General features: G+C 61.9%; 23 protein-coding genes. 19 read left to right on the top strand and 4 right to left on the bottom strand.

What is annotated here, in order from left to right:
* Window positions 1-66: 66 nt before the first annotated feature.
* Both J2J99_RS17355 and J2J99_RS17350 read right to left on the bottom strand, forming a co-directional pair.
* Complete coding sequence (locus tag J2J99_RS17355; RefSeq protein ID WP_168297309.1) at window positions 67-984, bottom strand: response regulator transcription factor; 918 nt, start codon at window positions 982-984, stop codon at window positions 67-69.
* The gene (locus J2J99_RS17350) at window positions 977-4,360 is read right to left on the bottom strand and encodes a hybrid sensor histidine kinase/response regulator (protein ID WP_168297310.1); all 3,384 of its coding nucleotides are present in this window, start codon (window positions 4,358-4,360) and stop codon (window positions 977-979) included. Before J2J99_RS17350 ends, J2J99_RS17355 begins: the two co-directional genes overlap by 8 nt.
* Window positions 4,361-4,537: 177 nt before the next feature.
* Between J2J99_RS17350 and J2J99_RS17345 the strand changes: the two genes are divergently transcribed.
* From J2J99_RS17345 to ureG, 19 genes are all read left to right on the top strand, one after another.
* Window positions 4,538-6,442: a phosphatase PAP2 family protein gene (locus tag J2J99_RS17345; RefSeq protein WP_168297311.1), complete on the top strand. Its 1,905-nt coding sequence runs from the start codon at window positions 4,538-4,540 to the stop codon at window positions 6,440-6,442.
* A 190-nt stretch (window positions 6,443-6,632) separates the two neighbouring features.
* A complete protein-coding gene (gene urtA / locus J2J99_RS17340) occupies window positions 6,633-7,925 on the top strand; it encodes an urea ABC transporter substrate-binding protein (protein ID WP_012484980.1) in 1,293 nt (430 codons plus the stop codon).
* A 111-nt stretch (window positions 7,926-8,036) separates the two neighbouring features.
* Entirely contained in the window at window positions 8,037-9,659 is a 1,623-nt protein-coding gene (gene urtB, locus J2J99_RS17335) for an urea ABC transporter permease subunit UrtB (protein ID WP_168297312.1), read from the top strand.
* Window positions 9,656-10,819 carry an urea ABC transporter permease subunit UrtC gene (gene urtC / locus J2J99_RS17330; protein ID WP_168297313.1) on the top strand — a complete coding sequence of 388 codons (1,164 nt, stop codon included), beginning with the start codon at window positions 9,656-9,658 and terminating at the stop codon, window positions 10,817-10,819. The genes urtB and urtC overlap by 4 nt, the downstream gene beginning before the upstream one ends.
* Window positions 10,820-10,824: 5 nt before the next feature.
* Window positions 10,825-11,580, top strand: coding sequence for an urea ABC transporter ATP-binding protein UrtD (gene urtD / locus J2J99_RS17325; RefSeq protein ID WP_168297314.1), 756 nt, complete (start codon window positions 10,825-10,827; stop codon window positions 11,578-11,580).
* A gap of 76 nt (window positions 11,581-11,656) precedes the next feature.
* On the top strand, window positions 11,657-12,175 hold the full coding sequence (locus tag J2J99_RS17320; protein WP_168297315.1) for a hypothetical protein: 519 nt from the start codon (window positions 11,657-11,659) through the stop codon (window positions 12,173-12,175).
* A 17-nt stretch (window positions 12,176-12,192) separates the two neighbouring features.
* On the top strand, window positions 12,193-12,888 hold the full coding sequence (gene urtE / locus J2J99_RS17315) for an urea ABC transporter ATP-binding subunit UrtE (RefSeq protein ID WP_168297316.1): 696 nt from the start codon (window positions 12,193-12,195) through the stop codon (window positions 12,886-12,888).
* Between the two features lie 151 nt (window positions 12,889-13,039).
* Entirely contained in the window at window positions 13,040-13,861 is an 822-nt protein-coding gene (locus J2J99_RS17310; RefSeq protein ID WP_168297317.1) for an urease accessory protein UreD, read from the top strand.
* Between the two features lie 28 nt (window positions 13,862-13,889).
* Entirely contained in the window at window positions 13,890-14,192 is a 303-nt protein-coding gene (locus tag J2J99_RS17305; protein WP_125845220.1) for an urease subunit gamma, read from the top strand.
* A 10-nt stretch (window positions 14,193-14,202) separates the two neighbouring features.
* Window positions 14,203-14,454: a DUF1272 domain-containing protein gene (locus J2J99_RS17300; RefSeq protein ID WP_168297318.1), complete on the top strand. Its 252-nt coding sequence runs from the start codon at window positions 14,203-14,205 to the stop codon at window positions 14,452-14,454.
* A 10-nt stretch (window positions 14,455-14,464) separates the two neighbouring features.
* Window positions 14,465-14,770, top strand: a complete 306-nt coding sequence (locus tag J2J99_RS17295) for an urease subunit beta (RefSeq protein WP_168297319.1) — start codon at window positions 14,465-14,467, stop codon at window positions 14,768-14,770.
* A gap of 15 nt (window positions 14,771-14,785) precedes the next feature.
* The gene (locus J2J99_RS17290) at window positions 14,786-15,193 is read left to right on the top strand and encodes a lysozyme inhibitor LprI family protein (protein WP_168297320.1); all 408 of its coding nucleotides are present in this window, start codon (window positions 14,786-14,788) and stop codon (window positions 15,191-15,193) included.
* A gap of 16 nt (window positions 15,194-15,209) precedes the next feature.
* Window positions 15,210-15,833, top strand: coding sequence for a Urease operon accessory protein (locus tag J2J99_RS17285; RefSeq protein WP_207600972.1), 624 nt, complete (start codon window positions 15,210-15,212; stop codon window positions 15,831-15,833).
* A gap of 3 nt (window positions 15,834-15,836) precedes the next feature.
* On the top strand, window positions 15,837-17,549 hold the full coding sequence (gene ureC / locus J2J99_RS17280; protein WP_168297322.1) for an urease subunit alpha: 1,713 nt from the start codon (window positions 15,837-15,839) through the stop codon (window positions 17,547-17,549).
* A gap of 33 nt (window positions 17,550-17,582) precedes the next feature.
* Window positions 17,583-18,254, top strand: coding sequence for a TIGR02117 family protein (locus J2J99_RS17275; protein WP_168297323.1), 672 nt, complete (start codon window positions 17,583-17,585; stop codon window positions 18,252-18,254).
* A 329-nt stretch (window positions 18,255-18,583) separates the two neighbouring features.
* Window positions 18,584-19,444, top strand: coding sequence for a GGDEF domain-containing protein (locus tag J2J99_RS17270; protein WP_168297324.1), 861 nt, complete (start codon window positions 18,584-18,586; stop codon window positions 19,442-19,444).
* Window positions 19,445-19,528: 84 nt separating this feature from the next.
* Window positions 19,529-20,119, top strand: a complete 591-nt coding sequence (gene ureE / locus J2J99_RS17265; protein WP_168297325.1) for an urease accessory protein UreE — start codon at window positions 19,529-19,531, stop codon at window positions 20,117-20,119.
* Window positions 20,120-20,124: 5 nt separating this feature from the next.
* On the top strand, window positions 20,125-20,796 hold the full coding sequence (locus tag J2J99_RS17260; protein ID WP_168297326.1) for an urease accessory protein UreF: 672 nt from the start codon (window positions 20,125-20,127) through the stop codon (window positions 20,794-20,796).
* A gap of 89 nt (window positions 20,797-20,885) precedes the next feature.
* Window positions 20,886-21,497, top strand: a complete 612-nt coding sequence (gene ureG / locus J2J99_RS17255; RefSeq protein WP_168297327.1) for an urease accessory protein UreG — start codon at window positions 20,886-20,888, stop codon at window positions 21,495-21,497.
* A gap of 100 nt (window positions 21,498-21,597) precedes the next feature.
* Here the strand turns inward: ureG and J2J99_RS17250 are convergent, their stop codons facing one another.
* Both J2J99_RS17250 and J2J99_RS17245 read right to left on the bottom strand, forming a co-directional pair.
* Window positions 21,598-24,924, bottom strand: coding sequence for an efflux RND transporter permease subunit (locus tag J2J99_RS17250; protein WP_168297328.1), 3,327 nt, complete (start codon window positions 24,922-24,924; stop codon window positions 21,598-21,600).
* 12 nt (window positions 24,925-24,936) lie between these two features.
* Complete coding sequence (locus J2J99_RS17245; protein WP_168297329.1) at window positions 24,937-26,127, bottom strand: efflux RND transporter periplasmic adaptor subunit; 1,191 nt, start codon at window positions 26,125-26,127, stop codon at window positions 24,937-24,939.
* Between the last annotated feature and the right edge of the window lie 280 nt (window positions 26,128-26,407).

Genomic DNA, 26,407 nt, shown 5'->3' with positions numbered 1-26,407 from the left:
TCCGGCCGGTGCGAAGGTCCTCGGGAGTTTCGGCGGCAGCGGCGATGCCGTGCCGCCCAAGATCACTCACATCTCGTGCAGCACATGCGTGGCCTTAACGGCGGCGGACGCTCGGTTTTCGACGCCGAGCTTCACGTAGATCTGTTCGAGGTGCTTGTTCACCGTGCGCGCCGACAATCCCAGTATTTCGCCGATATCCCGGTTGGGCTTGCCCTTGGCGATCCAAAGCAGCACTTCGGATTCGCGCTGGGTGAGCGAGAAGCGTTGGCGCAGCACCTCGTCGTCGCTGCGCTGGCTGGCGGCGGTGAGGCGAAACAGATATTCGTCGGGGCCGATCGCGCCGAGAAAGGCGAGCTGCAGTGCCGCCTGGCCGGCATGGGCGATCGAGATGACGCCGTCACGCGATGCGGCAACGCGATCGCGCATCCAGCCCGCGATATGCCGGACGACGATTTCCATGCCGTCGTCGCTGCCCATGGCGGCATTGACAAGGCGCGTTGCCTGCGGCGTCGACCAATGGATCGCGCCGTCGCCCTTGACGGCCAGCAGATGGCGCCCTGCGGCGTCGAGGGCAACGCGGGCGCTCTGGGTCGAGCGGGCATTTCTGAGATGGACGCGAATACGGGCGCGCAGCTCGTCGATATTGATCGGTTTGCTGAGATAATCGACACCGCCGGATTCCAGCGCATGCACGACATGTTCGGTCTCGGTCAGGCCGGTCATGAAGATGACAGGCACCTGCGCCACAGCGACATTCGCCTTCAGCCTGCGGCAGGTCTCGAAGCCATCCATGGCAGGCATGACGGCGTCGAGCAGGATGAGATCGGGCGTGATGCGCTCGACGATGCCGAGTGCTGCCGTGCCCGATGTGGCGATCAGCACGGAAAAGCCGGATTGCTCGAGCGCATCGGTCAGGAAACCGAGCGCTTCGGGCGAGTCATCGACAAGCAGAACGATGTCGCGGGGAAGGACCGGCTCAGCCAATGGATTCCACCTTTTTGTCGAAGTCGTGCAGGAAGGTCATGAAGCCGGCCAGATCGAAGGCGGCGACATAGGGTCGAAGAGCCTCGGTGAATGGCCGATTTGCCTCCACCTTGGCAAGGTCCGAAAGCTTGGCTTCGATGCCCCTGATGTAACCGATTTCTCCCAGCCGCAGCAATTCCTGCACATGGGCAGCACCGGGGCTCAGCAACGGCGCTTCAATTCTGTCAGGAACGGCAGGCGCGGCGTCGGCATAGATCCATTTCAGGCCGAGATGCAAAGCGAGCTTGTCGCGCAGCCGGCGGATGTCGACCGGCTTGCCGATCGCATCATTGTGGCTGTCGTCGCTGTCGCCAAGAACGGCCGCATCGCCGATATTGGCCGACAGCATCACCATCGGCGCCGTCTGGCCGGCCTCGCGCAGGCGCGAGACGAGCTGCCAGCCGTTCATGCCGGGCATCAGGATATCGACGAGGAAGAGATCCGGCATGATGCCGTCGATCAGCGTCAGGCATTCGGCGCCGCCGGCCGCCGTCAGCACGATGAAATCGAGCGGTGCGAGGATTTCGCGCATCATCTCGCGGTGATCCTCATTGTCGTCGACGACGACGATCGTGCGGCGCGGGCCGTCATACCCGACGATACGTTTCTCCTGTGGCGGGGCGGCAGCGCGCATGACGGCCGAAAGCATAAGCCGCACGCGAAAGGTCGAGCCCTCGTCCCTCACGCTCGAGACCGCGATCTCGCCGCCGAGCGTGTTGGTCAGTAGCCGGGTGATTGTGAGACCGAGCCCGAGACCCGGCATTGGCCGCACACTTTCGGCCTCGCCGCGCTGAAAGGGTTCGTAGATGCGCGTCAGATCCTTTTCGGCAATGCCGCGGCCGGTATCGGCAACGGTGAAGGTCGCGACCTGGCTGCGATAGGCGACATTGAAGGTGACGCTGCCCTCGTCGGTGAACTTGATGGCATTGGAGAGCAGGTTGACGAGGATCTGGCGCAGGCGCTTCTCATCGGTGCGGACGAATTGCGGCAGGGCCGGCGAGCGTTGATGCTCGAAGACGAGCCCCTTTGCCTGCGCCTGCGGGCGGAACATCTCGACGATCTGGTCGAGAAAATCCTGGATGTTGATCTCGTTGGAATAGACCTGCAGGCGGCCGGCCTCGATCTTAGAGATGTCGAGCAGACCGTCGATCAGGCCGGAGAGATGTTCGGCGCTGCGGCGGATGACCTTGATCGAAGAATGGCGCGGCGCAGGGATGGTTTCGTCGCGCTCGAGGATCTGGGCATAGCCGAGCACGGCATTCAGCGGCGTGCGCAGCTCATGGCTGAGGCCGACGACATAGCGGCTCTTGGCGCGGTTGGCGGCTTCGGCCGTCTCCTTGGCGTTCTGCAAGGCGGCGTCGGTCTTCTTGTGGGCGGCGATTTCCTTGAGCAGCAGGGTGTTCTGGCGTGACGATTCTTCCTCGGCGACGACGCGGCTGTCATGGGCGAGCACGTAGAACCAGCAGACGACGCCCGATATCACCGAAAAGACGAAAAAGACGACCAGGATGGTGCGGTTGACCACCTCGGCCGTCTCGGGGGAGGCGGCGGCGACCTGGTGGGCGATCATCGCCAGGATGGCGCCGATGGCGGCCAGGGCCAGAACGACGGCGATGCCGTAGCGGCCGAGGCGCGTCGTCAATTTGCCCAGAACGGTTTCCGGCAGCAGGACCTTTGCGACGGTGCCGACCTGTGCATTGAAACGGGCTGCCGGCTTGCACATGTCGTGGCAGCGGCTGTCGAGCGAGCAGCAGAGCGAACAGATCGGCGCGGCATAGGCCGGGCACCAAGCCATATCTTCCGGCTCGAAAGGGTGCTCGCAGACGGAACAGGTGATGTTCGTCAGGTTCTTCCAGCTCCGGCGCGGCTTGCGGGCGAGATAGAACTTGCCCTTCGTCACCCAGGCGAGTCCCGGCGAAGCGATGAGCGCGGCAATAAGAGTGATATAGGGGGCAAGCGAGGCGGCGAGCGGGCCGAAGGCGCCGAAATGAGCGATCAGCGACACCGTTGCCGACAGCGCCATGGCGCCGAGGCCAACGGGATTGATGTCGTAGAGATGGGCGCGCTTGAATTCGATGCCGGGAGGTGCGAGCCCCAGCGGCTTGTTGATGAAGAGATCGGCGAAGATCGTGCACAGCCAGGCCATGGCGATGATCGAAAAGATGCCGAGCGTCTCCTCCAGCAGCCGGTAGATGCCGAGCTCCATCAAGAGCAGGGCGATCGCAACGTTGAAGACCAGCCAGATGACGCGGCCGGGATGGCTGTGGGTCAGTCGCGAGAAGAAGTTCGACCAGGCGAGCGAGCCTGCATAGGCATTCATCACGTTGATCTTCAACTGCGAGACGACGACGAAGGCGGCCATCAGCAGCAACGCGGCATTGTGCCAGGGGACCATGTAGCCAAAAGCGGTCAGATACATCTGCGCCGGGTCGGCGGCGCGATCGACCGGCACGCCCGAGGCCAAGGTCAGCACGACCAGGAAGGAACCGGCAAGCAGCTTCGGCGCGCCAATGATGACCCAGCCGGGTCCGGCAAGGAAGACGGCCAGGCGATGGCGCCACTTGCGCCGCGGCTCCGGCGGCAGAAAGCGCAGGAAATCGGCCTGTTCGCCGATCTGCGACATCAGCGCCAGGATGACCGCCGAGGCTGCCCCGAATTGCACCAGATCGAACGCGGCAACGGTGCCTGGCGGGCCGGAAGTTTGGCGGATGCCGGCAAAGGCACGCCAGAGATCGAATTTTTCCCAATCCATGAAGGCGATGAAGAGGAAGGGCAGGATGTTCAGCACGATCCAGAAGGGTTGGGTCATCAGCTGGAACTTGCTGATCAGCCGCACGCCGTGCGTGACCAGCGGGATCACCATGACGGCGCTGACGATATAGCCGATCCAGAGCGGAACGCCGAGCGTCAGCTCCAATGCGCCGGACATGATCGAGGCCTCGATCGCAAACAGCATGAAGGTGAAGCTCGCATAGATCAGCGAGGTGATGGTCGAGCCGATGTAGCCGAAACCGGCGCCGCGCGTCAGCAGATCGATATCGACGCCGTGGCGAATGGCGTAGCGGCTGATCGGCAGGCCGATCGCCAGCATGGCGATGCTTGCGACGATAATGGCATAAAAGGCGTTGGTGGTGCCGTAGGACAGGGTGATGGCGCCGCCGATCGCCTCCAGCGCCAGGAAAGAGATCGCACCGATCGCCGTCTGCGCGATGCGCTGGGAGGAGAAGTGGCGGGCGCTTTTTGCGGTAAAACGTAGCGCGTAATCTTCCAGCGTCTGGTTGGCGACCCAGCGATTATATTCGCGTCTTACCGGAATGATGCGTTGGCGTGCTGCCATGTCTTCCTTCCGGCATTCCGGTTGGCCTATCGTCTCGCAGCAGTTTTGGCGGGATGGGTCAGAAAGGCAAGGGGCGGAGCACCGGCAGATTCACTGAACTGCCATATTTTTGAAGCGGCTCTGTCACACTAGCCCTCTAACTCTCCCGCCGTTCCTTCAACCATTTCAGGTATCACCATGTCTATTTCAAGTCTTTTCCGCCTGAGCACCGCTCTCGTCTGCCTCGTTTCGATCGTTCCGTCGCTTGCTGGCGCCGAGCAGGCCACGGCGGTGAAAGCGCCTTATGTTGAGGCCGGAAACACCAACAAACGTGGTGACGCCTGCTTCTCGACGGTTTACACCAATGCCGCCGTTCACCTTCTCTCCGGCTTTCTGGAAGTCTGGACCCCGCGCACGCCTTTCGTCGATGCCGGCGTCGAGGCGCCGGCCAAGGACAATTGCCCGGCGGTCGCCAAGACCGATTGGGATGGCATTCCTCTCAGCAAGACCGACGGCCAGATCGTCAACAGGCTCGTCCATGACGCCAACATCGCCTATGTCGTCAAGGCAACCAAGGCGCGGACGGCCGAGCAGGCGGTTGCCGCCTATCTCGACGACCGGCGCGGCAAGAATGCCAGCATCGTCGACGGCCTCGGCCCGTTGACCGATGCCTGGAAGGCTGGCTCCAAGCAGACCACCACGATCACCGAGGTGGCGGCCGATGCGACGACGGTGAAATACGATGACAAGGGCAATAATCGCGGCGCCGGCAGCAAGCCGGACACCGAAAACAAGACCGATGCCAATCCTGACATGGGCCTTGCCATCGACTTCATCAACGCCGCAAGCGGTGACGGCTCGACGGAGCCCGCCAAGCGCTATTTCAAATATGCGCGTCCCTATCGCTGGAGCCAGGACGTCTCGGTCGTTCCGACGCTCGAGCCCGCCAAGAGCGGCAAGCCGGTCGAAGACGGCGGCTTCCCGAGCGGTCATACGGCGGAAGCCTGGCGCGATGCGCTCGCCATGGCCTATCTCGTGCCGCAACGTTTCCAGGAAATGGTCACGCGCGCCAGCGAACTGGGCGAAGATCGCATTCTCGCCGGCATGCATTCTCCGCTCGACGTGATGGGCGGCCGCATGCTCGGCACGGCGACTGTTGTCTACAATCTGAACAAAGCCGATAATGCCGCGCTGAAGAGCGATGCTTACGCACAGGCGCAGTCATGGCTGATCGCCAAATCGGGTGTCCAGGATGCGGGCGCGCTCGAAGTCGCCGCTCATTCCGCGCCGCTTGCCGCAGACCGTTTCTCCGATCATGATGCCAACCGCGCCTATGTGCTGGAGCGCCTGAGCTACGGTATGCCGACGATTCATGCGACCGATCAGCCGGCCCGCGTGCCGCAGGGCGCCGAAGCGCTGCTCGAAACGCGTCTGCCCTATCTCGATGGCGAACAGCGCCGCGAGGTTCTGAAAACGACGGAAATCGCCTCCGGCTATCCGCTCCTCGACGACGCGGAAGGTTACGGCCGCCTCAACCTGTTTGCTGCCGCCGACGGTTATGGCGGCTTCGATCAGGATGTGACCGTGACGATGGATTCAGCCAAGGGCGGCTTTAATGCGATCGACACCTGGCGCAACGACATCGGCGGCAAGGGCAAGCTGGTGAAGCGCGGCAGCGGCATTCTCGGGCTGTCGGGCGCCAACAGCTATGCGGGCGGCACCGTGCTGGAAGAAGGTGTGCTGGTCGCCGGCTCCTCCTCGGCCTTCGGTAGCGGTGGGCTGACCGTCAATGGCGGCTCGTTCGTCGTGGCGGCCGACAAGCCGGTGAGCGTGGGCGGCGATTATCTGCAGCTCGCCAATACGACGGCAAAGCTGGCGCTCGGCGCAAACGGCGCCGGCACGCTTGTCGTCGCCGGTAAAGCGGAGCTGGCCGGCGACATCGACGTCACGCTTGCCCACGGCTTTGTCCCGGCGCCTGGGACGAAGATTGATATCCTGAAGGCTGGCAGCATCACCGGCAGCTTCGGCAAGTTCACGATCTCCGGCCACAGGGCGAGCCTCTCCTACGGCCCGACCGCGGTTACGCTGACCATCGACGGCTGATTTCCGTCTCGATCCGAGAGGGCATCCCCGGCTTGCGGGGATGCCCTTTGCTTTCTCGGTCTGCGCATTTGATCCCCTGGTCTACGTCATTTTGCGTATGTGTTTTCGCGCTGCAGCGCCCGATAGTCCCCTCGGCAACAGTTAACTTCCGTTTCCGGCCTGTTGCGGAACAAGAGAGGGGATCAACCAAATGAATCTCAAATCCATTCTTACCGGCGCCGCACTCGGCGCCGTCATGGCAGCTTCGGCCGCCTTCCATGGCGCGGTCGCAGCCGATGACACCATCAAGGTCGGCGTGCTGCATTCGCTCTCCGGCACGATGGCGATTTCCGAAACCACGCTGAAAGACGCCATGCTGATGCTCATCGACGAGCAAAACAAGAAGGGCGGCCTTCTCGGCAAGAAGCTCGAGGCCGTCGTCGTCGATCCGGCGTCCGACTGGCCGCTCTTTGCCGAAAAGGCGCGCGAGCTGATCGAAAAGGACAAGGTCGCCGCCGTGTTCGGCTGCTGGACGTCGTCCTCGCGCAAATCCGTCCTGCCGGTCTTCGAAGAGCTGAACTCGCTGCTCTTCTACCCCGTGCAGTATGAAGGCGAAGAATCCTCGCGCAACATCTTCTATACGGGCGCGGCTCCGAACCAGCAGGCGATCCCGGCTGTCGATTACCTGATGAAGACCGAGGGCGTGAAGCGCTTCGTGCTCGAGGGCACCGACTACGTCTATCCCCGTACGACCAACAAGATCCTTGCAGCCTATCTGGAATCCAAGGGCATTCCGAAGGAAGACATTCTCGTCAACTATACGCCATTCGGCTTCTCCGACTGGCAGACGGAAGTCGCCAAGATCAAGGAATTCGGCTCGGCCGGCAAGAAGACTGCCGTCGTCTCGACCATCAACGGCGACGCCAACGTGCCCTTCTACAAGGAGCTTGGCAACCAGGGCATCAAGGCAACCGACATTCCCGTCGTCGCCTTCTCGGTCGGCGAAGAAGAGCTGGCCGGCCTCGATACCAAGCCGCTCGTCGGCCACCTGGCCGCCTGGAACTACTTCGAGTCGGTCGAAAGCCCGGCCAACAAGAAGTTCATCAAGGAATGGCATGCGTTCACCAAGAACGACAAACGCGTGACCAACGACCCGATGGAAGCCGCCTATATCGGCTTCAACGCCTGGGTCAAAGCCGTCGAGGCAGCCGGCACCACCAACACCGATGCCGTTCTCGACAACATCATCGGCGTCACCGTTCCGAACCTCTCCGGCGGCTATGCCACCGTCATGCCCAACCACCACATCACCAAGCCGGTGCTGATCGGTGAAATCCAGGCCGACGGCCAGTTCGAAATCGTCCAGCAGACGCCTGCCGTCGTCGGCGACGAATGGTCGGATTACCTGCCCGACTCCAAGGACCTGATCTCCGATTGGCGCAAGCCCCTCAACTGCGGCAACTTCAATGTCGCGACCGGCAAATGCGGCGGCAAGGGTTCCTGACGCACTCGATCCGTCGACAGACTGAAGACTTCCGTCCGGAGCTGATCCGGGCGGAAGCTCCGTCCTTACCGCTGCGCCTCCAGGCCGGCGACAATCAAGGCGAGAGAGAAGATGTTTCGCGCCATCAAGATTTTTCTTCTGACATTGTGCCTGATCTCGGGGCTGACGCTTCCGGTGGCCGGTCTTCGCGCCGAGGACGATGTGCATGCCCTCGTCGATGCGCTTGGCGTTGGCGGCTTTCCCGAGCGCGATGCGGCCATCCGGGCGCTCGTCGCTTCCGGGGATACGCATGTCAGCCAGATCCTGCAGCAGCTCGCTGATGGCCAGCTCTATGTCAATTCGGACGGCGGGCCTGTTCTCGTGCAGGGCGGCACGGAAGACGAGCCTACCTATTCCGATCCGATCACCGGTGAGGCGGCGGCCGAGGTCGATCCCGACATGATGTCGAAGGTCAAGATCAACAATGCGCTGCGCACCACGATCACGACGATGATGAGCCAGCTGACGCTGCTGAGCCCGAATCGTTCCGCGCGGCTCGCAGCGGCCGAGGGCATGCTCAAAGACGCCGATCCCGCCAATCTCGATCTCCTGAATTCGGCTCTGTCGGCCGAGAAGGACGGTGAGATCAAAACGACGATGGAAGCGGCACGCGCTGTGATGGTGCTGAAGAGCGACACCGACATCGAGGAGAAGAAGGCTGCGATCGACACGATCGCCGCGCGCGGCGGCCGGAATGCGCTGACGATCCTGTCGACGGCGATGGCGACCGCGCCTGAAGATCTGAAGCCGGCGATCCAGGCGGAGATCAATACGATCAACCGCGATCTGGCCCTCTGGGATGTCGTTCAGAACGTCTGGTACGGCCTGTCGCTCGGCTCGGTGCTGCTGCTTGCGGCGATCGGCCTTGCCATTACTTTCGGCGTCATGGGCGTCATCAACATGGCGCATGGCGAGATGGTGATGATCGGCGCCTATACGACCTATGTAGTGCAGGAAACAATCGCCTCGGCCTTTCCCTCGCTTGCCGATTATTCGCTGGCCTTCGCAGTGCCGGCCGCCTTCCTTTTCACCGGCCTCGTCGGCCTCGTGATCGAACGTTCGGTGATCCGCTATCTCTATGGCCGGCCGCTGGAGACGCTGCTTGCCACCTGGGGCGTGTCACTGATCCTCCAGCAGGCGATCCGCAGCTATTTCGGCCCGACCAATCGCGAGGTCCGCAATCCGAGCTGGATGTCCGGCGCTTTCGACTTCGGCGGGCTGGTCATCACCTGGAACCGGCTCTGGATCATCGTATTCTCGATGGTCGTCTTCGTGGCGCTGCTGATGCTGCTCAAGCGCTCCGCCTTCGGTCTGCAGATGCGCGCCGTCACCCAGAACCGGCGCATGGCCTCATCGATGGGCATTCGCACCGGCTGGGTCGACGCCTTCACCTTCGCGCTCGGCTCCGGCATTGCCGGCATGGCCGGCGTGGCGCTCTCGCAGATCGACAACGTCTCGCCGAACCTCGGCCAGAACTACATCATCGACAGCTTCATGGTCGTCGTCTTCGGCGGGGTCGGCAATCTTTGGGGCACGCTGGTCGGTGCTTTGTCGCTCGGCGTCGTCAACAAGTTCCTCGAGCCCTTCGCCGGCGCCGTGCTCGGCAAGATCCTGGTGCTCGTCCTCATCATTCTCTTCATCCAGAAGCGTCCGCGTGGGCTCTTCGCACTCAAAGGAAGGGCGGTGGAAGCATGATAACGGCCTTCCTTCTCCGGTCTCTCGATCGCAGGATCTCAATCGCCGTCGCGCTGCTGCTGGCGGTTGCCATTCTCGTGCCGGTCTTGAACCTTTCGACTGGGCCGACCCATCCGCTGCACGTCCCGACCTATATCATGGCGCTGTTCGGCAAGTACCTGACCTACGCGCTGCTGGCGCTGGCGCTCGATCTCGTCTGGGGTTTCTGCGGCATTCTCTCGCTTGGCCACGGCGCCTTCTTCGCGCTCGGCGGTTATGCGATGGGCATGTATCTGATGCGCCAGATCGGCTCGCGCGGCGTCTATGGCGATCCCATCCTGCCCGACTTCATGGTGTTCCTGAACTGGAAGGAGCTGCCCTGGTTCTGGTACGGCTTCGATCAGTTCTGGTTTGCGGCGCTGATGGTGCTCCTCGTGCCCGGCCTGCTTGCCTTCGTCTTCGGCTGGTTTGCCTTCCGCTCGCGTGTTAACGGGGTCTACCTCTCGATCATCACCCAGGCGATGACCTATGCGCTGCTACTGGCCTTCTTCAGAAACGACATGGGGTTCGGCGGCAACAACGGCATGACCGATTTCAAGGATATCCTCGGCTTCAACATCCAGGCAGACGGCACGCGCGCAAGCCTCTTTGCCGCGACCGCGATCTTTCTGGCGCTGTCGCTGACGATCGCTTCGGCAATCGTGCGCTCGAAGTTCGGCAAGGTGCTCGTCGGCGTGCGCGATGCCGAAAGCCGCACGCGCTTCCTTGGCTATCGGGTCGAGCACTTCAAGCTATTCACCTTCGTCGTCTCGGCGATGATGGCGGGCATTGCCGGCGCGCTCTACGTGTCGCAGGTCGGCATCATCAATCCCGGGGAATTCGCGCCCGCAAACTCGATCGAAGTCGTCATCTGGACGGCGGTCGGCGGGCGGGGCACGCTGATCGGCCCGATCATCGGCGCGATCCTCGTCAATGGCGGCAAGACGATCTTCACCGGCCTCTTCCCGGAATTCTGGCTGTTTGCGTTGGGCGGTCTCTTCGTCGCCGTCACCCTGTTCCTGCCAAAGGGCGTCGTCGGCACTATCGCGCACCACCTCGGCAGATGGAAGGCCGTCCCCGATGCTGCCGCGCCGGCTGCAGAGGAAGATGGCATCGAAGCGAAAATCCAGGCAGCGGAGTGAGCGCCATGATCCCCGACGTCAAACCCAACAGCGTGCTCTATCTCAGCGGCGTCTCGGTTTCCTTCGACGGCTTCAAGGCGCTGAATTCGCTCTCGATCGTCATCGAGCCCGGCGAGCTTCGCGCCATCATCGGCCCGAACGGCGCCGGCAAGACGACGATGATGGATATCATCACCGGCAAGACCCGGCCTGACGAGGGCGAGGTCTTCTTCAACGGCACCGTCGATCTCACTAAGCAGGATGAGGCCGACATCGCTCAGCTCGGCATCGGCCGCAAGTTCCAAAAGCCGACGGTCTTCGAAAGCCATACGGTCTGGGACAATCTGGAGCTGGCGCTGAACCGCCGCCGTTCCGTTTTTTCGACGCTCTTCTACCGGCTTTCGAGCGAAGACAGGACGCGTATCGATGAGATTCTCGAAACCGTGCGGCTGACCCACCGCCGCGACGAACTGGCTGCCAATCTGTCGCACGGGCAGAAGCAATGGCTGGAGATCGGCATGTTGCTTGCCCAGGAGCCGAAGCTGCTGCTCGTCGACGAACCGGTCGCCGGCATGACGGATGCGGAGACAGCGGAAACGGCGATCCTGCTCAAGGATATCGCCAAGACCCGGTCGGTCGTCGTCGTCGAGCACGACATGGGCTTCATCCGCGACCTTGGCGTCAAGGTGACCTGCCTTGCGGAAGGATCGGTGCTGGCGGAGGGATCGATCGATTTCGTCAGTTCAGATCCGAAGGTGATCGAGAATTATCTAGGAAGGTGAGGAATGCAACTTCCAGGCTTGAACCTGACAAAGGAAGACGCTCTAAAACGAGCGGGGTCTATTGCGGGGTTTCGTCATGGCTTTTCTCGGTATTCTGGTCGCGGCGGTCAGCGGCGCGGTCATCTGGTATTGGCGTTTTAAGATGGTGCGCGAGGCGGGAAACGAGATCATCGATTCCGTTGAGCGCATGCGGGGCGCTTATAAGCGGAGGAAGTTTCGCAAGCAGGCCGAGGTAGCGCCGCTGGCCTCGATCGCCGATCCGGCGATTGCGGCGGTGGCCTTTTTCTTCTGCCTTGCCAAGGAGAAGCCGATGTATGTCGACGCGGCGAAGGATGCCATCCGCAGCCGCATGAAGGGCATCATCCGGCCGAGCGACCTGGAAGAGGTGCTGGTTTTCGGCGAGTGGGCGTCCAAGAACGTCACCAGTCCGGAAGATCCGATCCGCCGGTTCCGGGACCTCTGGTTAAATGCGCTCGACATGCAGGAGCGCCAACAACTGATTGGCATTGCCGAGGACGTGGCCGAAATCGGCGGCGAGAGAACGAAAGAACAGGACTACGCCCTGCAGACGCTGAGGCGCAGCCTGATGAACTGATGAGAATGGGTGAACGGATGCTGACAGTCGAAAACGCAAATCTGCATTATGGCGCGGCGCAGGCGTTGCGCGGTATCTCCATCAAGGCGGAGATGGGCAAGATCACCTGCGTGTTGGGCCGCAATGGCGTCGGCAAGAGCTCGCTGTTGCGCGCTGTCACCGGCCAGCACCCGCTGTCGGCCGGCACTGTCACCTTCAACAATACCAAGCTGAACGGCTTGCCGCCCTTTGCCCGTGCCAAGCATGGCATCGGCTATGTGCCGCAGGGGCGCGAAATCTTTCCGCTGCTTACCGTCAAGGAAAATCTCGAAACCGGCTTCGCTCCGCTTGGCCGCCGCGACCGCAACATTCCCGACGATATCTTCAGTCTCTTCCCGGTGCTGAAATCGATGTTGTCACGGCGCGGTGGCGATCTTTCCGGCGGGCAGCAGCAGCAGCTGGCAATCGGGCGCGCCATGGTGACGCGGCCGAAAATTCTCGTGCTCGACGAGCCGACCGAGGGCATTCAGCCGTCGATCATCAAAGATATCGGCCGGGCGATCCGCTATCTCCGCGATTCCACCGGCATGGCGATCCTGCTTGTCGAGCAATATCTGGATTTCTGCCGGGAGCTTGCCGACTATGTCTACATCATGGACCGCGGCGAGATCGTGCATGAAGGGCTTGCCGAAACGCTGGATACGCAGGAGGCTCGCCGCCATCTGACCGTCTGACCGGCAAATGCCGCAATTTGCGGCAGAGAGAACGACGGTTCGTTGATCTCTTCTGCGCGGACCGCAGCCCTTGTCGGGCGGCATGGGAATTGCTTGCTTTCCGTCATTCGCGCGCGTGAATGGAAAGCGGTGGCGCGATTGAAAGGACAACATGACGAGTGCGGCAGTGAGTACCAGACCGCAAAGAGCGGAGGGACGCGGGCATCTGGCGGCAAGGCTGCTCGATGGGCGCACTCGTATTCGCGAGCTCTATCAGGAGGGCGCGGCGAAGATCCGCTTGCCTGATACTTTTGACGCCTCGATGGAAGCCGTCATCATCAACACCGCGGGCGGGCTGACCGGCGGCGATCGGCTGGACTGGAGCGTTGTTGCCGGTGCCGGCACGAAGATCGACGTTACCACCCAGGCCTGCGAAAAGATCTACAGGGCGTCGGCCGGAACCGCCGAGGTGACGACCCGCATCGAAGTCGGCGTTGGAGCGCGCGTCGACTGGCTTCCGCAGGAAACGATCCTCTTCGACAGGGCAGCGCTTTTCCGCCGCCTGGACGTCGATCTCGACGAAAGCGCCGAATTCCTGGCCGTCGAAGCGGTGCTGCTCGGCCGCAAGGCAATGGGCGAGGCGGTTCAGACGGGGCTCTTTCGTGACCGCTGGCGCATCCGCCGCTCGGGCCGACTGATCCATGCCGAGGAACTCAGACTTTCCGAGGGTATCGCGGGATTGGCCGCGCGTCAGGCCGTGCTCGGCGGGCAGGTGGCCTTTGCGACGTTGCTTTATGCCGGTCCGCTGGCCGAAGCCTATCTCGGCAAGGTGCGGCCGCTCGTCGAAGGGATCATGGGCGGCGCGAGCACCTGGAGCGACAAGCTCGTCGTTCGCCTTGCGGCAGCCGACGGTTTTACGCTGAGAAAAATCCTGATCCCGGTCATTTCCGTCTTGCGCAACGGTGCGCCTGTGCCGAAAGTCTGGAATCTATGAAGCGAAGCATGAGGCAGATGGGCAAGCAATGAACCTCACTCCGAGAGAAAAAGACAAGCTCCTGATTTCGATGGCGGCGATCGTGGCACGTCGGCGGCTGGAGCGCGGCGTCAAGCTGAACTATCCCGAAGCGATTGCGCTGATCAGCGACTTCGTCGTCGAAGGCGCCCGCGACGGCCGTCCGGTCGCCGAGTTGATGGAAGCCGGCGCCCATGTGATCGGCCGCGACCAGGTGATGGAAGGCGTTGCCGAGATGATCCACGACGTGCAGGTGGAGGCGACCTTCCCGGATGGCACCAAGCTCGTCACCGTGCACGAACCAATCAGGTGAGGAGACAGGAATGCTGGAACTCAGGCCCAACTGCGAATGCTGCGACAAGGATCTGCCGCCGGAGAGCGCTGAGGCGCGGATCTGCACCTATGAATGCACCTTCTGCGCCGATTGCGTGGACGGCGTGCTGAAAGGCACTTGCCCGAATTGCGGCGGCAATCTCGTCGCCAGGCCCATCCGGCCGGCCGCTATGCTCGCTAAGAATCCGGCGTCGACGAAACGCGTACTGAAGGCCGAGGGCTGCACGCCCAGGGCGGCTTAAGGAGAATTCCATGATTCCTGGCGAAATCATTGCCGCAAGCGGCGACCTCGAACTCAATGCCGGCGCACCGACGGTGACGCTGGAGGTTTCCAATACGGGCGACCGGCCGGTACAGGTCGGCAGCCACTATCATTTCGCTGAGACCAATGCCGGGCTTTCCTTCGACCGCGCCGCGGCCCATGGCAAGCGGCTCGATATTCCGGCGGGTACGGCCGTGCGCTTCGAGCCGGGGCAGACACGGTCGGTGACGCTGATCCCGCTTTCCGGCAAACGCGAGGTCTATGGCTTTCGTCAGTTGGTCATGGGCAAGCTTTAGAAACGGGAGACGTGAATGCGTCTGAATATCTGCCTCAGCGGAGCGGCGATGCTGCTGGCTTCAGGCGCGGCCTTTGCCCAGGATATCGATTGCCAGAACCCCAAGACGCAATCGGAGATGACCTCCTGCGAAGTGGCGCGTCATGAAACCGCCGACAAGGCGTTGAACGAGCAATACAAGAAGACGCGCGCCGCCATGGTGGCGATCGACAACGATCTCGACGGCGACATGAAGGGTGCGGAAAAGGCACTGGTCAAGGCGCAGCGCGCCTGGATCGATTATCGCGACGCTCAATGCGACGCCTTCGGCTTTCAGGCCCGCGGCGGCACGATGGAGCCGATGCTGGTTGCAGGATGCCTGGCCGAAGAGACGGATAAACGCACAAAAGAGCTGAAGCAGCTCGAAGAGACGATGAGCAACTAAGGTGATCAAGAAGATTGTGATCGTCGGCAATGGTGAGGTCGGAGAAGAACAGGCAGGCATTATCGATGCCGCCGATTTCGTCATCCGCTTCAACGATTGCCGCTCCTACGGCGCCGGCGGCAGCCGCACGGATGCCGTCGCGGTCTGCAATACCGGCCGTCCGGCGAAGGCGATGCTCGGTTCGCGTGACTGGCGCACCCATCCCGGCGTCAAATCGGCGTGCGAGATCTGGAGCGTGCGCGATCCCGATAAATTCGCCGCGATGCGGGCGCCGCTTGCGGTCTCGCATCCTGATCTCGACGATTTCTGCGACGACTATACCGACGCGTTCAGTGCCTTCTGCGCCGAGGCCGGAAAGACGCATGTCGTCATCGACAAGTCGATGCACGAGGCCGTCGATGCGTCGCTTTCGGCCTTCGCGGCTGCGCCCTATGTCGTGCCGAGCAGCGGCATGATCGTCATCGCCGAGGTGCTGAGCAAATTTCCCCAAGCCGAGGTGATGTTGGCCGGCTTTGGCCACGTCGGCTGGGAATGGCATCCTTTCGCCGCCGAAAGGCAGCTTGTCCAATCTTATATTGCCGCGGGGCGCCTCAGGCGGCTCGGCGGAAAAATGCTTGTCTCTTCCTCCTACGGAGCCTGATGGATGCCCTATAAGATCTCGCGCGCCGCCTATGCCGGCATGTTCGGACCGACCACCGGCGACAAGGTGCGCCTTGCCGATACGGAGCTCTTCATCGAGATCGAGAAGGATTTCACCACCTATGGCGAGGAGGTGAAGTTCGGCGGCGGTAAGGTGATCCGCGACGGCATGGGCCAGAGCCAGGTGACGCGGGCGGATGGGGCGGTCGACACCGTTATCACCAATGCGGTGATCGTCGATCATTCCGGCATCTACAAGGCCGATATCGGCCTCAAGAACGGGCGCATCGCTGCGATCGGCAAGGCGGGCAATCCCGATATGCAGCCCGGCGTCAATATCATCGTCGGCCCGGGCACGGAGGCGATCGCCGGCGAAGGGAAGATCGTGACTGCTGGCGGCATGGACAGCCATATTCACTTCATCGCGCCGCAGCAGATCGAAGAAGCGCTGATGTCGGGCATGACCTGCATGCTCGGCGGCGGCACGGGTCCGGCGCATGGCACGCTTGCCACGACCTGCACGCCTGGCCCCTGGCACATTGCGCGCATGATCGAAGCGGCCGACGCCTTTCCGATGAACCTCGCCTTTGCCGGCAAGGGCAATGCCTCGCTGCCGGGGGCTTTGACCGAGATGGTGCTGGCCGGCGCCACCTCGCTGAAGCTGCATGAAGATTGGGGCACGACGCCCGGCGCCATCGACTGCTGCCTGTCAGTTGCCGACGAATATGACGTGCAGGTGATGATCCACACCGATACGCTGAACGAAAGCGGCTTCGTCGAAGATACGATCGGCGCGATCAAGGGCCGTACCATCCATGCCTTCCACACCGAAGGGGCGGGTGGCGGACATGCCCCCGACATCATCAAGATCTGCGGCCAGCCGAACGTCATCCCGTCGTCGACCAATCCGACGCGGCCCTATACGGTCAATACGATTGCCGAGCATCTCGACATGCTGATGGTCTGCCATCATTTGTCGCCGTCGATCCCCGAGGATATCGCCTTTGCCGAAAGCCGCATCCGCAAGGAGACGATCGCCGCTGAAGATATCCTGCACGATATCGGCGCCTTCTCCATCATCTCGTCCGACAGCCAGGCCATGGGGCGCGTCGGCGAGGTGGCGATCCGTACCTGGCAGACGGCCGACAAGATGAAGCGCCAGCGCGGCCGGCTGAAAGAGGAAAAGGGCGACAACGACAATTTCCGCGTTCGCCGCTACATTGCCAAATACACGATCAATCCGGCGATCGCGCATGGTCTCAGCCATGAGATCGGCTCGGTCGAGATCGGCAAGCGCGCCGACCTCGTGCTGTGGAATCCGGCCTTCTTCGGCGTAAAGCCCGACATGGTGCTGCTCGGCGGCTCGATCGCGGCAGCCCCCATGGGCGATCCGAACGCCTCGATCCCGACGCCGCAGCCGGTGCACTACCGGCCGATGTTTGCCTCCTACGGCAAGAGCCTCACCAATTCTTCCGTCACCTTCGTCAGCCAGGCCTCGCTCGATGCCGGCCTGAAGGGCCGGCTCGGAGTCGCGAAGGAACTGATGGCGGTGAAGAACACGCGCGGCGGCATCTCCAAGGCATCGATGATCCATAACGACCTGACGCCGGAGATCGAAGTCGATCCGGAGACCTATGAAGTCAGGGCGAATGGCGAACTGCTGACCTGCGAGCCGGCGACGGTGCTGCCGATGGCGCAGCGCTATTTTCTGTTCTAGGCCGGCTCTTTCCGTGCCCGCCGGACGATTCCGATGAAGACGGGCATCCGTTGGCTGTTGCGGATCGTATTGCTGCTTGTTGCATTGGTGACGGCCGGAACCTTCATTCCCCGGCCGCTGATTGCCCCGGTCGAGGCGTCGTCCTCGGCGGCGACCCATCGGATTCTGCTGCTGTCGGGACCGATCCATACCGATATTGCCATTCCGCTCGACGAGGAAACGCGGGCCGCCTTTTCCTTCCTCGACGATCCCGGCTTTCCGCTCGATCATCCGAACGCGGAATGGCCCGTCGTCGGCTGGGGAGGCCGCGCCTTCTATCTGGAAACGCCGACTTGGGCGGAGCTGAAGCCGCTGCCGGTATTGCGGGCTCTGACGATCGACCGTTCGGTGCTGCATGTGGATCTCGCCGGCCATATCACCGAGCCGCAGTCGGCCGTGACGGCATTCGATATCAGTGACGAACAACTGGCGCGACTGCGTCGCTTCATCTCGGACAGCTTTGTCCGCGAAGCGAGCGAGGTGAAGCTGATCTCAAACGCAGGGTACGGCGAGATTGACCGGTTCTTCGAGGCCGAGGGGTATTTCAATGCTCTCTTCGGCTGCAACACCTGGACTGCTGCAGCACTCCGCTCGGCCGGACTTCGAACCGGCTTATGGAATCCGCTTCCACAATCATTGCGATTATCTGCCGGTGTCTACAATTGATGCAGCTGCCGACCAGTGCGCATGTAAACGGAATTATGAACGTCACTCCCCATCTGATTGTATAAATCGATCGCAGGGCCCGGGTTTTCCACAGGTAGGCCATTCTGGAACAGATGCCTATTTTCCTTCGGGAAAATCATTAAGTATCAATGATATAGGCACCTGCAAACCTGTCCGATTCCAGGGATTCAATGTTTGCATCCCCTGCTAGAAAAATCCTTCTGACAAATCGTCGAAAGCCGCTCGAATTTTAACGAGTTGATTAAGACACCCGCAGCAATTGGGCACTTATCAATGCCGTGCAACGCCGGGCAGGAAGGTCGATTCTCATGAGAAGCTGGATGTCGCTGCAGGCCGGTTTCGGCGATTTTCAATATCGCAGGAACGTCTATCTCTTTGCGCTGAGGATGAGCTTTTTTGCTGTCATTCTCTCGGGCGTCATCCTCGCGCTGACGATACCGCCGCTCGGTTTTTTCGGGCTGCTGCCGATGACCCTTTCGCATGCGATCGGCTTCGGCGCGGCTTTTTCCTGGCTTGTCGGCGGCACCGTCTGCGGCATGCTGTCGCTGGCCGCTGGGTTTACCATGCATGAGCTGACGCTTTCGCGGGCGGAGTTCGAAAGGCTCAGCCGCACGGATACGCTCTCCGGGCTCTTGAACCGCCGCGCCTTCACGGAGGCGCTCGACAAAGCGGAGGGCGATGCCTCGCTTGTCATTTTCGACGTCGACCGCTTCAAAGCGATCAACGACCGTTTCGGCCACGCCTGCGGCGATGCGGTCATCACCGCAGTTTCGGCTATGCTTAGATCCGCTTTCGACGACATGTCCGTCGTCGCGCGGCTGGGCGGAGAGGAGTTCGGCGTCATCGTCTCCGGCGAGCTGGAGGCGCGGCTGAAGCGCGTCGAAGGGGTGCGAGCCCGGATCGCAAGCGGCGCCATCGCGGCCGAGGGGCACGATATCCGCATCACCGTTTCCGGCGGCGTTGCCGATCTCGCCGCCGGGCGCAGCAAGCAGGCGGTGTATGCCTCGGCGGACCGGGCGCTCTACCTCGCCAAGGCGCTCGGACGCAATCGCGTCGTGCATGAACGGGAAGGCCTGCATCATGCCTGGCACGGGCTCGCCGATAACGGCTTCGATGCCAAGGGCAGGAGAGCTGAGAGCGACAACGTGATGCAGGCTTACGGGATATAAAAGTCCTGACGTGAGCAAAAGACCATTGGTGCTTGCGTCGGGAAAGGCTATTTTGCGTGGTCGTCTCAGCAAAACGGACATATCATGCAGCGCGTCACTTCCTATCTTCCCGCCGGTACCCCGTCCTCCCATCCGACCGCCCAGGTCAAGCTGCCGCACGATCTGCGCCACCTGCGCCGCAAGCTGCTGCATCTGGAAAATGGCGAGATGGTCATGCTCGATCTCAAGGACCCGGTGCTCTTCGCCAATGGCGACCTGCTGGTGCGCGAGGATGGGGAACTGATCGAGATTCTGGCTGCCGACGAAAAACTCTTCGAAATTCGCGGACGCGACCGCACGCATCTCGTCGAGCTTTCCTGGCATCTCGGCAACCGTCATCTTGCCGCCCAGATCGAGGAAGACCGCATCGTCATCCTGCGCGATCATGTCATCCGCAACATGCTGCAGGGGCTCGGCGCCACCGTGCTTGAGATCGACGAGCCCTTCCAGCCCGCGCGCGGCGCTTATCATTCCCATGGCGGGCATTCGCATGATCACGGTCATGCCCACCACGATCACGGGCATGAGCATAAACACGATCACGGCCATGACCATGTCCATGGGCCGGGATGCGGTCATGACCACGGGCATTCGCATGATCACGACCACGGACATAACGGCCACAAGCTCGACTGAACACGATGACTGGGGATCATGAGCTGCAGGCATTGCTGCGCCTGACGGCATGGCTTTCACCGGCCTTTCCGGTGGGCAGTTTTGCCTATTCGGGCGGGCTGGAGCGGGCGGTGAGCGACGGGTTCGTCTGCGATGCGGCCTCGCTTGCCGCGTGGATCGGCACGCTGATCGAACACGGTTCGGCCTGGAACGATGCCGTGCTTCTGGCCGAAAGTCACAGGCAGCAGGCAGATCCCGCGCGCCTTGCCGAAATCGCGGCACTCGCCGAGGCGCTTGCCGGATCGCGCGAACGCCATCAGGAAACCATGCTGCTCGGCGACGCCTTCCTCGCGGCGGCGCAGGCCTGGCCCGACGACGTTTTTGAGAGGTTGCCGAGCAAGGCTGCTTATCCGATCGCGGTCGGAGCGGTTGCGGGCGCGCATGGCATTGGGCTTGAGAAGGTGATTGCGGTCTTCTTGCATGCTTATGCCTCGCAGGCCGTTTCGGCGGGCATCCGCCTCGGCGTCGCCGGACAGAGGGATGGCGTTGCCGTCCTTGCCGGTCTCGAGGAGCAGATTGCAGCGACCGCCCGGCAAGCTGCGGGCTCAACGCTCGATGATCTGGGTTCGGCCGCCATACAGGCCGATATCGCCAGTCTGCGCCACGAGACGCAGGCGACGCGGTTGTTTCGCTCGTGAGGACGTCGATTATCCGCAGAAACTGCGTCATTTGACGGTGGCGCGCGCCGCCACCGTCGTTATCATCCGGCTCGATTGGAGTGAAACACATGAAATCAAGAAACGGACCCCTGCGCGTCGGCATTGGCGGGCCGGTTGGCTCGGGCAAAACGGCGCTGACGGAAAAGCTCTGCAAGGCGATGCGCGATGATTATTCGGTCGCCGTCGTCACCAACGACATCTATACGACCGAGGATGCCGAGGCGCTGGTACGGATGCAGGCTTTGCCGTCCGACCGCATCGTCGGCGTGGAGACCGGCGGCTGCCCGCATACTGCCATTCGTGAAGATGCGACGATCAATCTTCAGGCGATCGCCGGCTTGAACGAACGCTTTCCCGATCTCGACGTCGTCTTCATCGAGTCCGGCGGTGACAATTTGGCGGCGACCTTTTCACCCGACCTCGCCGACATCACCATCTATGTCATCTCCGTCTGTCAGGGCGAGGAAATTCCGCGCAAGGGCGGGCCTGGCATCACTCGGTCGGACCTGCTCGTCATCAACAAGAAGGACCTGGCACCTTATGTCGGCGCCGATCTCGAGGTGATGGACCGGGATGCGACGCGCATGCGTGCCTCACGCCCCTTCGTATTTTCCGACATGAAGCGCGGCGACGGCGTTAATTCGATCGTCAGTTTCCTCAGGGAACAGGGCGGGCTCTGACGGTCACCCCGTAGCCGCTCGAAATCGGTGGCCGCAGCAAGAGAAAAAAGAAAACGGGCCGGGAGATTGCTCCCGGCCCGTTTGTTTTCTCGGGCGCTCTTCACTCCGCCGCAAACGGCGGCAGGCGAAGCACGTTCGTATCCTTGCCGGTGGAGCTTTTGCGCTTGCCTTCCGGCTTTTCGATCGCCGTCAGGCGCTCGTCCAGCGCATCGATATCGCTGCGGTTCTCGCGGGTAACGCGGGTGAGATCCTCGCGCGACAGCGGCAGGTCCTCCTCGTCCTTCCTGCCAACCAGACGGCCGAACATCCAGCCGAGCAAGCGGGACAGGTCGTCCATGATCAGGAAGAAGGACGGCACGACGACGAGCGACAGTACCGTCGAGACGATGATGCCGCCGATCACCGCGATTGCCATCGGCGCACGGAACGAGCCACCTTCGCCGACACCGAGCGCCGACGGCAGCATGCCCGCGGACATGGCGATCGAAGTCATGATGATCGGCCGGGCGCGCTTGCGGCCGGCTTCGACCATGGCCTCGACGCGAGACATGCCCTGATGGCGCATCTCGATCGCGAAATCGACGAGCAGGATGGCGTTCTTGGTGACGATACCCATCAGCATCAGAATGCCGATCATCACTGGCATGGACAGCGGATTGCTGGTGATGATCAGGCCCGCCGCGACACCGCCGATCGCGAGCGGCAGCGAGAACAGGATGGTGAAGGGCTGGATCACGTCCTTGAAGAGCAGGATCAGCACCGTCAGCACCAGCAGAAGGCCCATCAACATGGCGTTGACGAAGCTCTGCTGCATCTCGGTCTGCACCTTGGTATCGCCGCTTTCGGCAAGGTGCACAGTCGCCGGGATGTTGGCCGCCTGAACGATCTCGCGGAACCTGGCGGAGGCCGTGTCGAGCGCCACGCCCTGCGGCAGGTCGGAACCGATCGAGACGACGCGGTAGCGGTTATTGCGCTTGATCGAGCTTACGCCTTCCGAGTAGTCGATATTGGCGACGCTTGCGAGCGGAACGGTGCCGCCGCTGGCGGTCTGAATCTTCAGCGCCCGGATGGCGGCAAGGTCGCGGCGCATGTCGAGCGCTGCCTGCACCCGGATCGGAATCTGGCGATCGTCGAGCGAGATCTTGGCAAGTGCCGCATCGACGTCGCCGATGGTGGCGACGCGGATCGTCTCGGAGATCTGTTGCGGCGTGATGCCGAGGCGGGCAGCTTCATCCTTGCGCGGGTAGACCTGCAGTTCCGGACGGGGCAGGGCACCGTCGGCGCTGACATTGGCTAGCAGCGGATCGGCGCGCAGCTTTGATTCCAGAATGCCGACGGCCTCGTTCAGGTCCTTCTCATTCTTGGAGAGGAAGTTGAAGGAGAGGTCGCGTTCGCCGCGGTCGTTGAGCTTCAGGATATGGACATCGGGAATATCGCGCAGCTTGGCGAAGACTTCCTTTTCAATATCCCATTGCGGGCGCTCGCGGCCGTGGACTTCCACCTTCGGCAACATCGGGCCAATGACCGGGATATGGCCGAGCACGTCGTTGACCACCTTCTTGACCAGCGACTGGTCGAGCTTGTGGAGCGCCAGCGTGATGGTCGCACGGCGCAGTTCGAGATCGCCCTTCGGCGATGCGCCACCGAGGACGAAGACGCTGTCGACGCCATTGATGTCCTTGACCCTGTCATAGATCGCATTGGTCGTCTTCTCGGTGTCGTCGAGCCGCGCATTCGGCGGCAGTTCGACGGAAAGAACGATACGCGAGGCGTCTTCCGGCGGCAGGAAGCTGCCGGGAACCTTCATCAGCAGGAAAACCGAGCCAACGAGAAAGCCGATCGCCGCAAGCAAAGTCAGATATCGCGAATACTTATGTCCGGTCGTCCCCCGGATCAGGCGCGTATAACCCTTCATCAGCAGGCTGTCATTGTCGTGATGGTCTTCCATCCCGTCTTCAGCGCGCATCAGATAGGCGGCCATCATCGGAGTGATGAGGCGCGCGACCAGCAACGAGAAGAAGACGGAGAAAGCGACGGTCAGGCCGAACTGGATGAAGTACTGGCCCGGAATGCCCGGCATGAAGGAAACCGGCACGAAGACGGCAATGATGGTGAAGGTGGTGGCGATGACGGCGAGGCCGATTTCGTCAGCCGCCTCGATCGCCGCCCGATAGGGCGTCTTGCCCATCTTGATGTGGCGGGCGATGTTTTCGATTTCCACGATCGCGTCGTCGACCAGGATGCCTGTCGCAAGCGTCAGGGCGAGGAAGCTGACGAGGTTCAGCGAGAAGCCCATCATATCCATGACCCAGAAAGTCGGGATCGCCGAGAGGGGGAGGGCGATCGCCGAGATCAGCGTCGCACGCCAGTTCCGGAGGAAGAGCAGGACGACGATGACGGCGAGCAGCGCCCCTTCGAGCAGCGTATGGATGGCGGCTTCGTAATTGCCGTAGGTGAAATAAACCGAATCGTCGATCATCTCGATCTTCACATTCGGGTTGTCGGCTCTGACCTTGTCGAGGCTCTGCGCCACAGTTTCGGCGACGCTGACCTCACTGGCACCCTTCGAGCGGAAGACGCCGAAGGTGACGACTGGGGTGTCGTTGAAGCGCGAGAAGGATTTCGGCTCCTCGTAAGTGTCCTTGATGACGCCGAGATCAGAAAGCTTGACGAAGCGGCCGTTCGGCAGCGCAATCGTCGTGTCGGCAAGCTCGGCAACATTACGGGCGTCGCCGAGAACGCGGATCGCCTGTTCGCTACCCGCCACCTGTCCGCGGCCGGAGCCGAGGTCGACGTTGGTGCCGCGCAGCTGCTGGTTGACGCTTGCGGCCGTGATGCCATGGGCATCGAGCTTGCCGGGGGTGAGCTCGATGCGCACTTCTCGATCGGCGCCGCCGTAACGGTCGACGCGGCCGATGCCGGCCTGGCCCTGCAGCGCGCGCTTGATCGTGTCGTCGACGAACCAGGAGAGTTCTTCCAGCGACATATCAGGCGAGGAAACCGCGAAGGTCTGGATTGCCTGACCCTCGACATCGACTTTGGTGACGATCGGCGTTTCGGCTGTCGCCGGCAGATCGCTGCGGATGCGATCGATGGCATCTTTTACGTCCTGCACCGCCTGTTCCGTAGGAACCTCCATGCGGAACATGACGTTGGTCTGCGAGCTGCCATCGGTCACCGTCGACTGGATTTCGTCGATACCGGTGATCGAGGCGATTGCGTCTTCGATCTCCTTCGTCACCTGCATTTCCAGTTCGGCCGGCGAAGCGCCGCTCTGCGTCACGCTGATCGAAACCAGCGGCACGTCGATGTTCGGGAAGCGGGTGATCGGCAGCGTGTTGAAGGACTGAATGCCGATGAATATCAGCAGGCAGAAGGCCAGCAGCGGCGCGATCGGGTTTCGAATGGACCAGGCTGAAAAATTCATCGGGTGGTCTCTTTAGTTGGAAGCCGCGGGCTGTTCACGCACCGGCGTGATGTGGTCGCCGTCGCGGACATAAGCCCCCGCTTTGGCCACGACCTCATCGCCGCTCTTCAATCCCTTAACGACCTCGACATAGGCGCCGTCCTGGATGCCGGTCTCGATCTTGGCGAATTTTACCACTCCATCCTCGACCTTGCGGGCCGACGAGCCTTCGTTGCCCGTCAGGACCGCGGTCAGGGGAAGCGATACGCCTTGTGTCTCGCGCACGATGATCTCGGCGCTGCCATACATGCCGGAGCGCGCCTTGCTGTCATCGTCGATGGAGATATGGACGAGGCCGAGGCGGGTGGTGGGATCGACGGTCGGCGACACCAGGCGCACGGCACCGGAAAGCTTTTCGCGACTGCCGGAAAGCGAAATCGTCGCCTTCTGGCCGGCCATGATCCTGACGATGTCACTTTCGGCGACTTCGGCGACGAGCTCGATATCGCCATCGCGGATGAGGGTGAACAGCGGTTCTCCGTTGCCGGCGGCAATGGCGCCGACCTTGGCGTTCTTGGCTGCGATCGTACCGGCGACCGGCGTCTTCACGTCAGTGCGGGCGAGCTTCAGATCGGCATCGGCGATCTGGCTGTCGAAGACCTTGAGATCGGCCTCGGCGACCTCGATCGCCTGTTCTGCGGAAACGACGCGAGCATTGGCGGCAGCGGCGGTCGCATCGGCCTGCTCGACCTGGGCGGTGGAGACTGTACCCTTCTTGCCCATTTCCTGGGCTCGAGCCTGCTGCTGCCTGGCCTGTTCGGCGTTGGCCTGGGCTTCGATGAGCTGAGCGCGCAACTGGGCGAGGCTCGCCTCGCCCTTCGCCTTCGTCGCCATCATCTGGCTTTTCTCCAGCACCAGCGCATCATCGTTCAGCGTCGCCAGCGTGCTATCCGCCTGAACCTTGTCGCCCACATCGGCTTTCAGCGTGCGGATCGACAGTCCCTCGACCTGCGGCTGGATATAGACCTCCTCGACGGGCTTGACCGTTCCGGTGCCGATGACACGGTCGACAAGAGTGCGGTTTGTCGCCGTGGTAACGACGATCGCCGGCAGGTTCTGCTGCGGTTTTGCGACCGGCGCTTCCTCAGAAAATGCGGTGGATGCAGCCAGTGCCGCTGCAAGAAGGGTGGATGCGCCTAAAAATCCGTTCGGCCTGCGTGCCATGCGTCGTCGTCCAATCTTGTAACAGCGTTGGCCGAACTCGCGCGTCTGTCCTTCAGCTCGCGACTAGGCCACTGCCTTTCCTGCATTCTCAAGGGTATCCGCATATCATTTGCCGTCTTCGTCCCTCGTCGGCAAATCGGCTTCTAATTGGTATCGATTTGCTCGATATGCAAGCCCGGCAGAAAACAATTCCCCATGAGCTGATAATAATTACCATCAGGACTTGAATCAATCACCCAAGGGTTATGCGAGCATGACGATGATTGATCCTGCCTCTAGC

Origin of the sequence: Rhizobium binae (genome assembly GCF_017357225.1) — a bacterium.
Taxonomy (GTDB): domain Bacteria; phylum Pseudomonadota; class Alphaproteobacteria; order Rhizobiales; family Rhizobiaceae; genus Rhizobium; species Rhizobium binae.
The sequence above is the reverse complement of the archived record's forward strand: the minus strand, read 5'-3'. Positions and strand labels throughout refer to the sequence as shown.

Excerpts from the sequence above, each read along its gene's own strand:
- J2J99_RS17350 (WP_168297310.1), bottom strand. The coding sequence starts at position 4,360 with ATGGCAGCACGCCAACGCATCATTCCGGTAAGACGCGAATATAATCGC.
- J2J99_RS17345 (WP_168297311.1), top strand. The coding sequence starts at position 4,538 with ATGTCTATTTCAAGTCTTTTCCGCCTGAGCACCGCTCTCGTCTGCCTC.
- urtA (WP_012484980.1), top strand. The coding sequence starts at position 6,633 with ATGAATCTCAAATCCATTCTTACCGGCGCCGCACTCGGCGCCGTCATG.
- urtB (WP_168297312.1), top strand. The coding sequence starts at position 8,037 with ATGTTTCGCGCCATCAAGATTTTTCTTCTGACATTGTGCCTGATCTCG.
- urtC (WP_168297313.1), top strand. The coding sequence starts at position 9,656 with ATGATAACGGCCTTCCTTCTCCGGTCTCTCGATCGCAGGATCTCAATC.
- urtD (WP_168297314.1), top strand. The coding sequence starts at position 10,825 with ATGATCCCCGACGTCAAACCCAACAGCGTGCTCTATCTCAGCGGCGTC.
- J2J99_RS17320 (WP_168297315.1), top strand. The coding sequence starts at position 11,657 with ATGGCTTTTCTCGGTATTCTGGTCGCGGCGGTCAGCGGCGCGGTCATC.
- urtE (WP_168297316.1), top strand. The coding sequence starts at position 12,193 with ATGCTGACAGTCGAAAACGCAAATCTGCATTATGGCGCGGCGCAGGCG.
- J2J99_RS17310 (WP_168297317.1), top strand. The coding sequence starts at position 13,040 with ATGACGAGTGCGGCAGTGAGTACCAGACCGCAAAGAGCGGAGGGACGC.
- J2J99_RS17305 (WP_125845220.1), top strand. The coding sequence starts at position 13,890 with ATGAACCTCACTCCGAGAGAAAAAGACAAGCTCCTGATTTCGATGGCG.
- J2J99_RS17300 (WP_168297318.1), top strand. The coding sequence starts at position 14,203 with ATGCTGGAACTCAGGCCCAACTGCGAATGCTGCGACAAGGATCTGCCG.
- J2J99_RS17295 (WP_168297319.1), top strand. The coding sequence starts at position 14,465 with ATGATTCCTGGCGAAATCATTGCCGCAAGCGGCGACCTCGAACTCAAT.
- J2J99_RS17290 (WP_168297320.1), top strand. The coding sequence starts at position 14,786 with ATGCGTCTGAATATCTGCCTCAGCGGAGCGGCGATGCTGCTGGCTTCA.
- ureC (WP_168297322.1), top strand. The coding sequence starts at position 15,837 with ATGCCCTATAAGATCTCGCGCGCCGCCTATGCCGGCATGTTCGGACCG.
- J2J99_RS17275 (WP_168297323.1), top strand. The coding sequence starts at position 17,583 with ATGAAGACGGGCATCCGTTGGCTGTTGCGGATCGTATTGCTGCTTGTT.
- J2J99_RS17270 (WP_168297324.1), top strand. The coding sequence starts at position 18,584 with ATGAGAAGCTGGATGTCGCTGCAGGCCGGTTTCGGCGATTTTCAATAT.
- ureE (WP_168297325.1), top strand. The coding sequence starts at position 19,529 with ATGCAGCGCGTCACTTCCTATCTTCCCGCCGGTACCCCGTCCTCCCAT.
- J2J99_RS17260 (WP_168297326.1), top strand. The coding sequence starts at position 20,125 with ATGACTGGGGATCATGAGCTGCAGGCATTGCTGCGCCTGACGGCATGG.
- ureG (WP_168297327.1), top strand. The coding sequence starts at position 20,886 with ATGAAATCAAGAAACGGACCCCTGCGCGTCGGCATTGGCGGGCCGGTT.
- J2J99_RS17250 (WP_168297328.1), bottom strand. The coding sequence starts at position 24,924 with ATGAATTTTTCAGCCTGGTCCATTCGAAACCCGATCGCGCCGCTGCTG.
- J2J99_RS17245 (WP_168297329.1), bottom strand. The coding sequence starts at position 26,127 with ATGGCACGCAGGCCGAACGGATTTTTAGGCGCATCCACCCTTCTTGCA.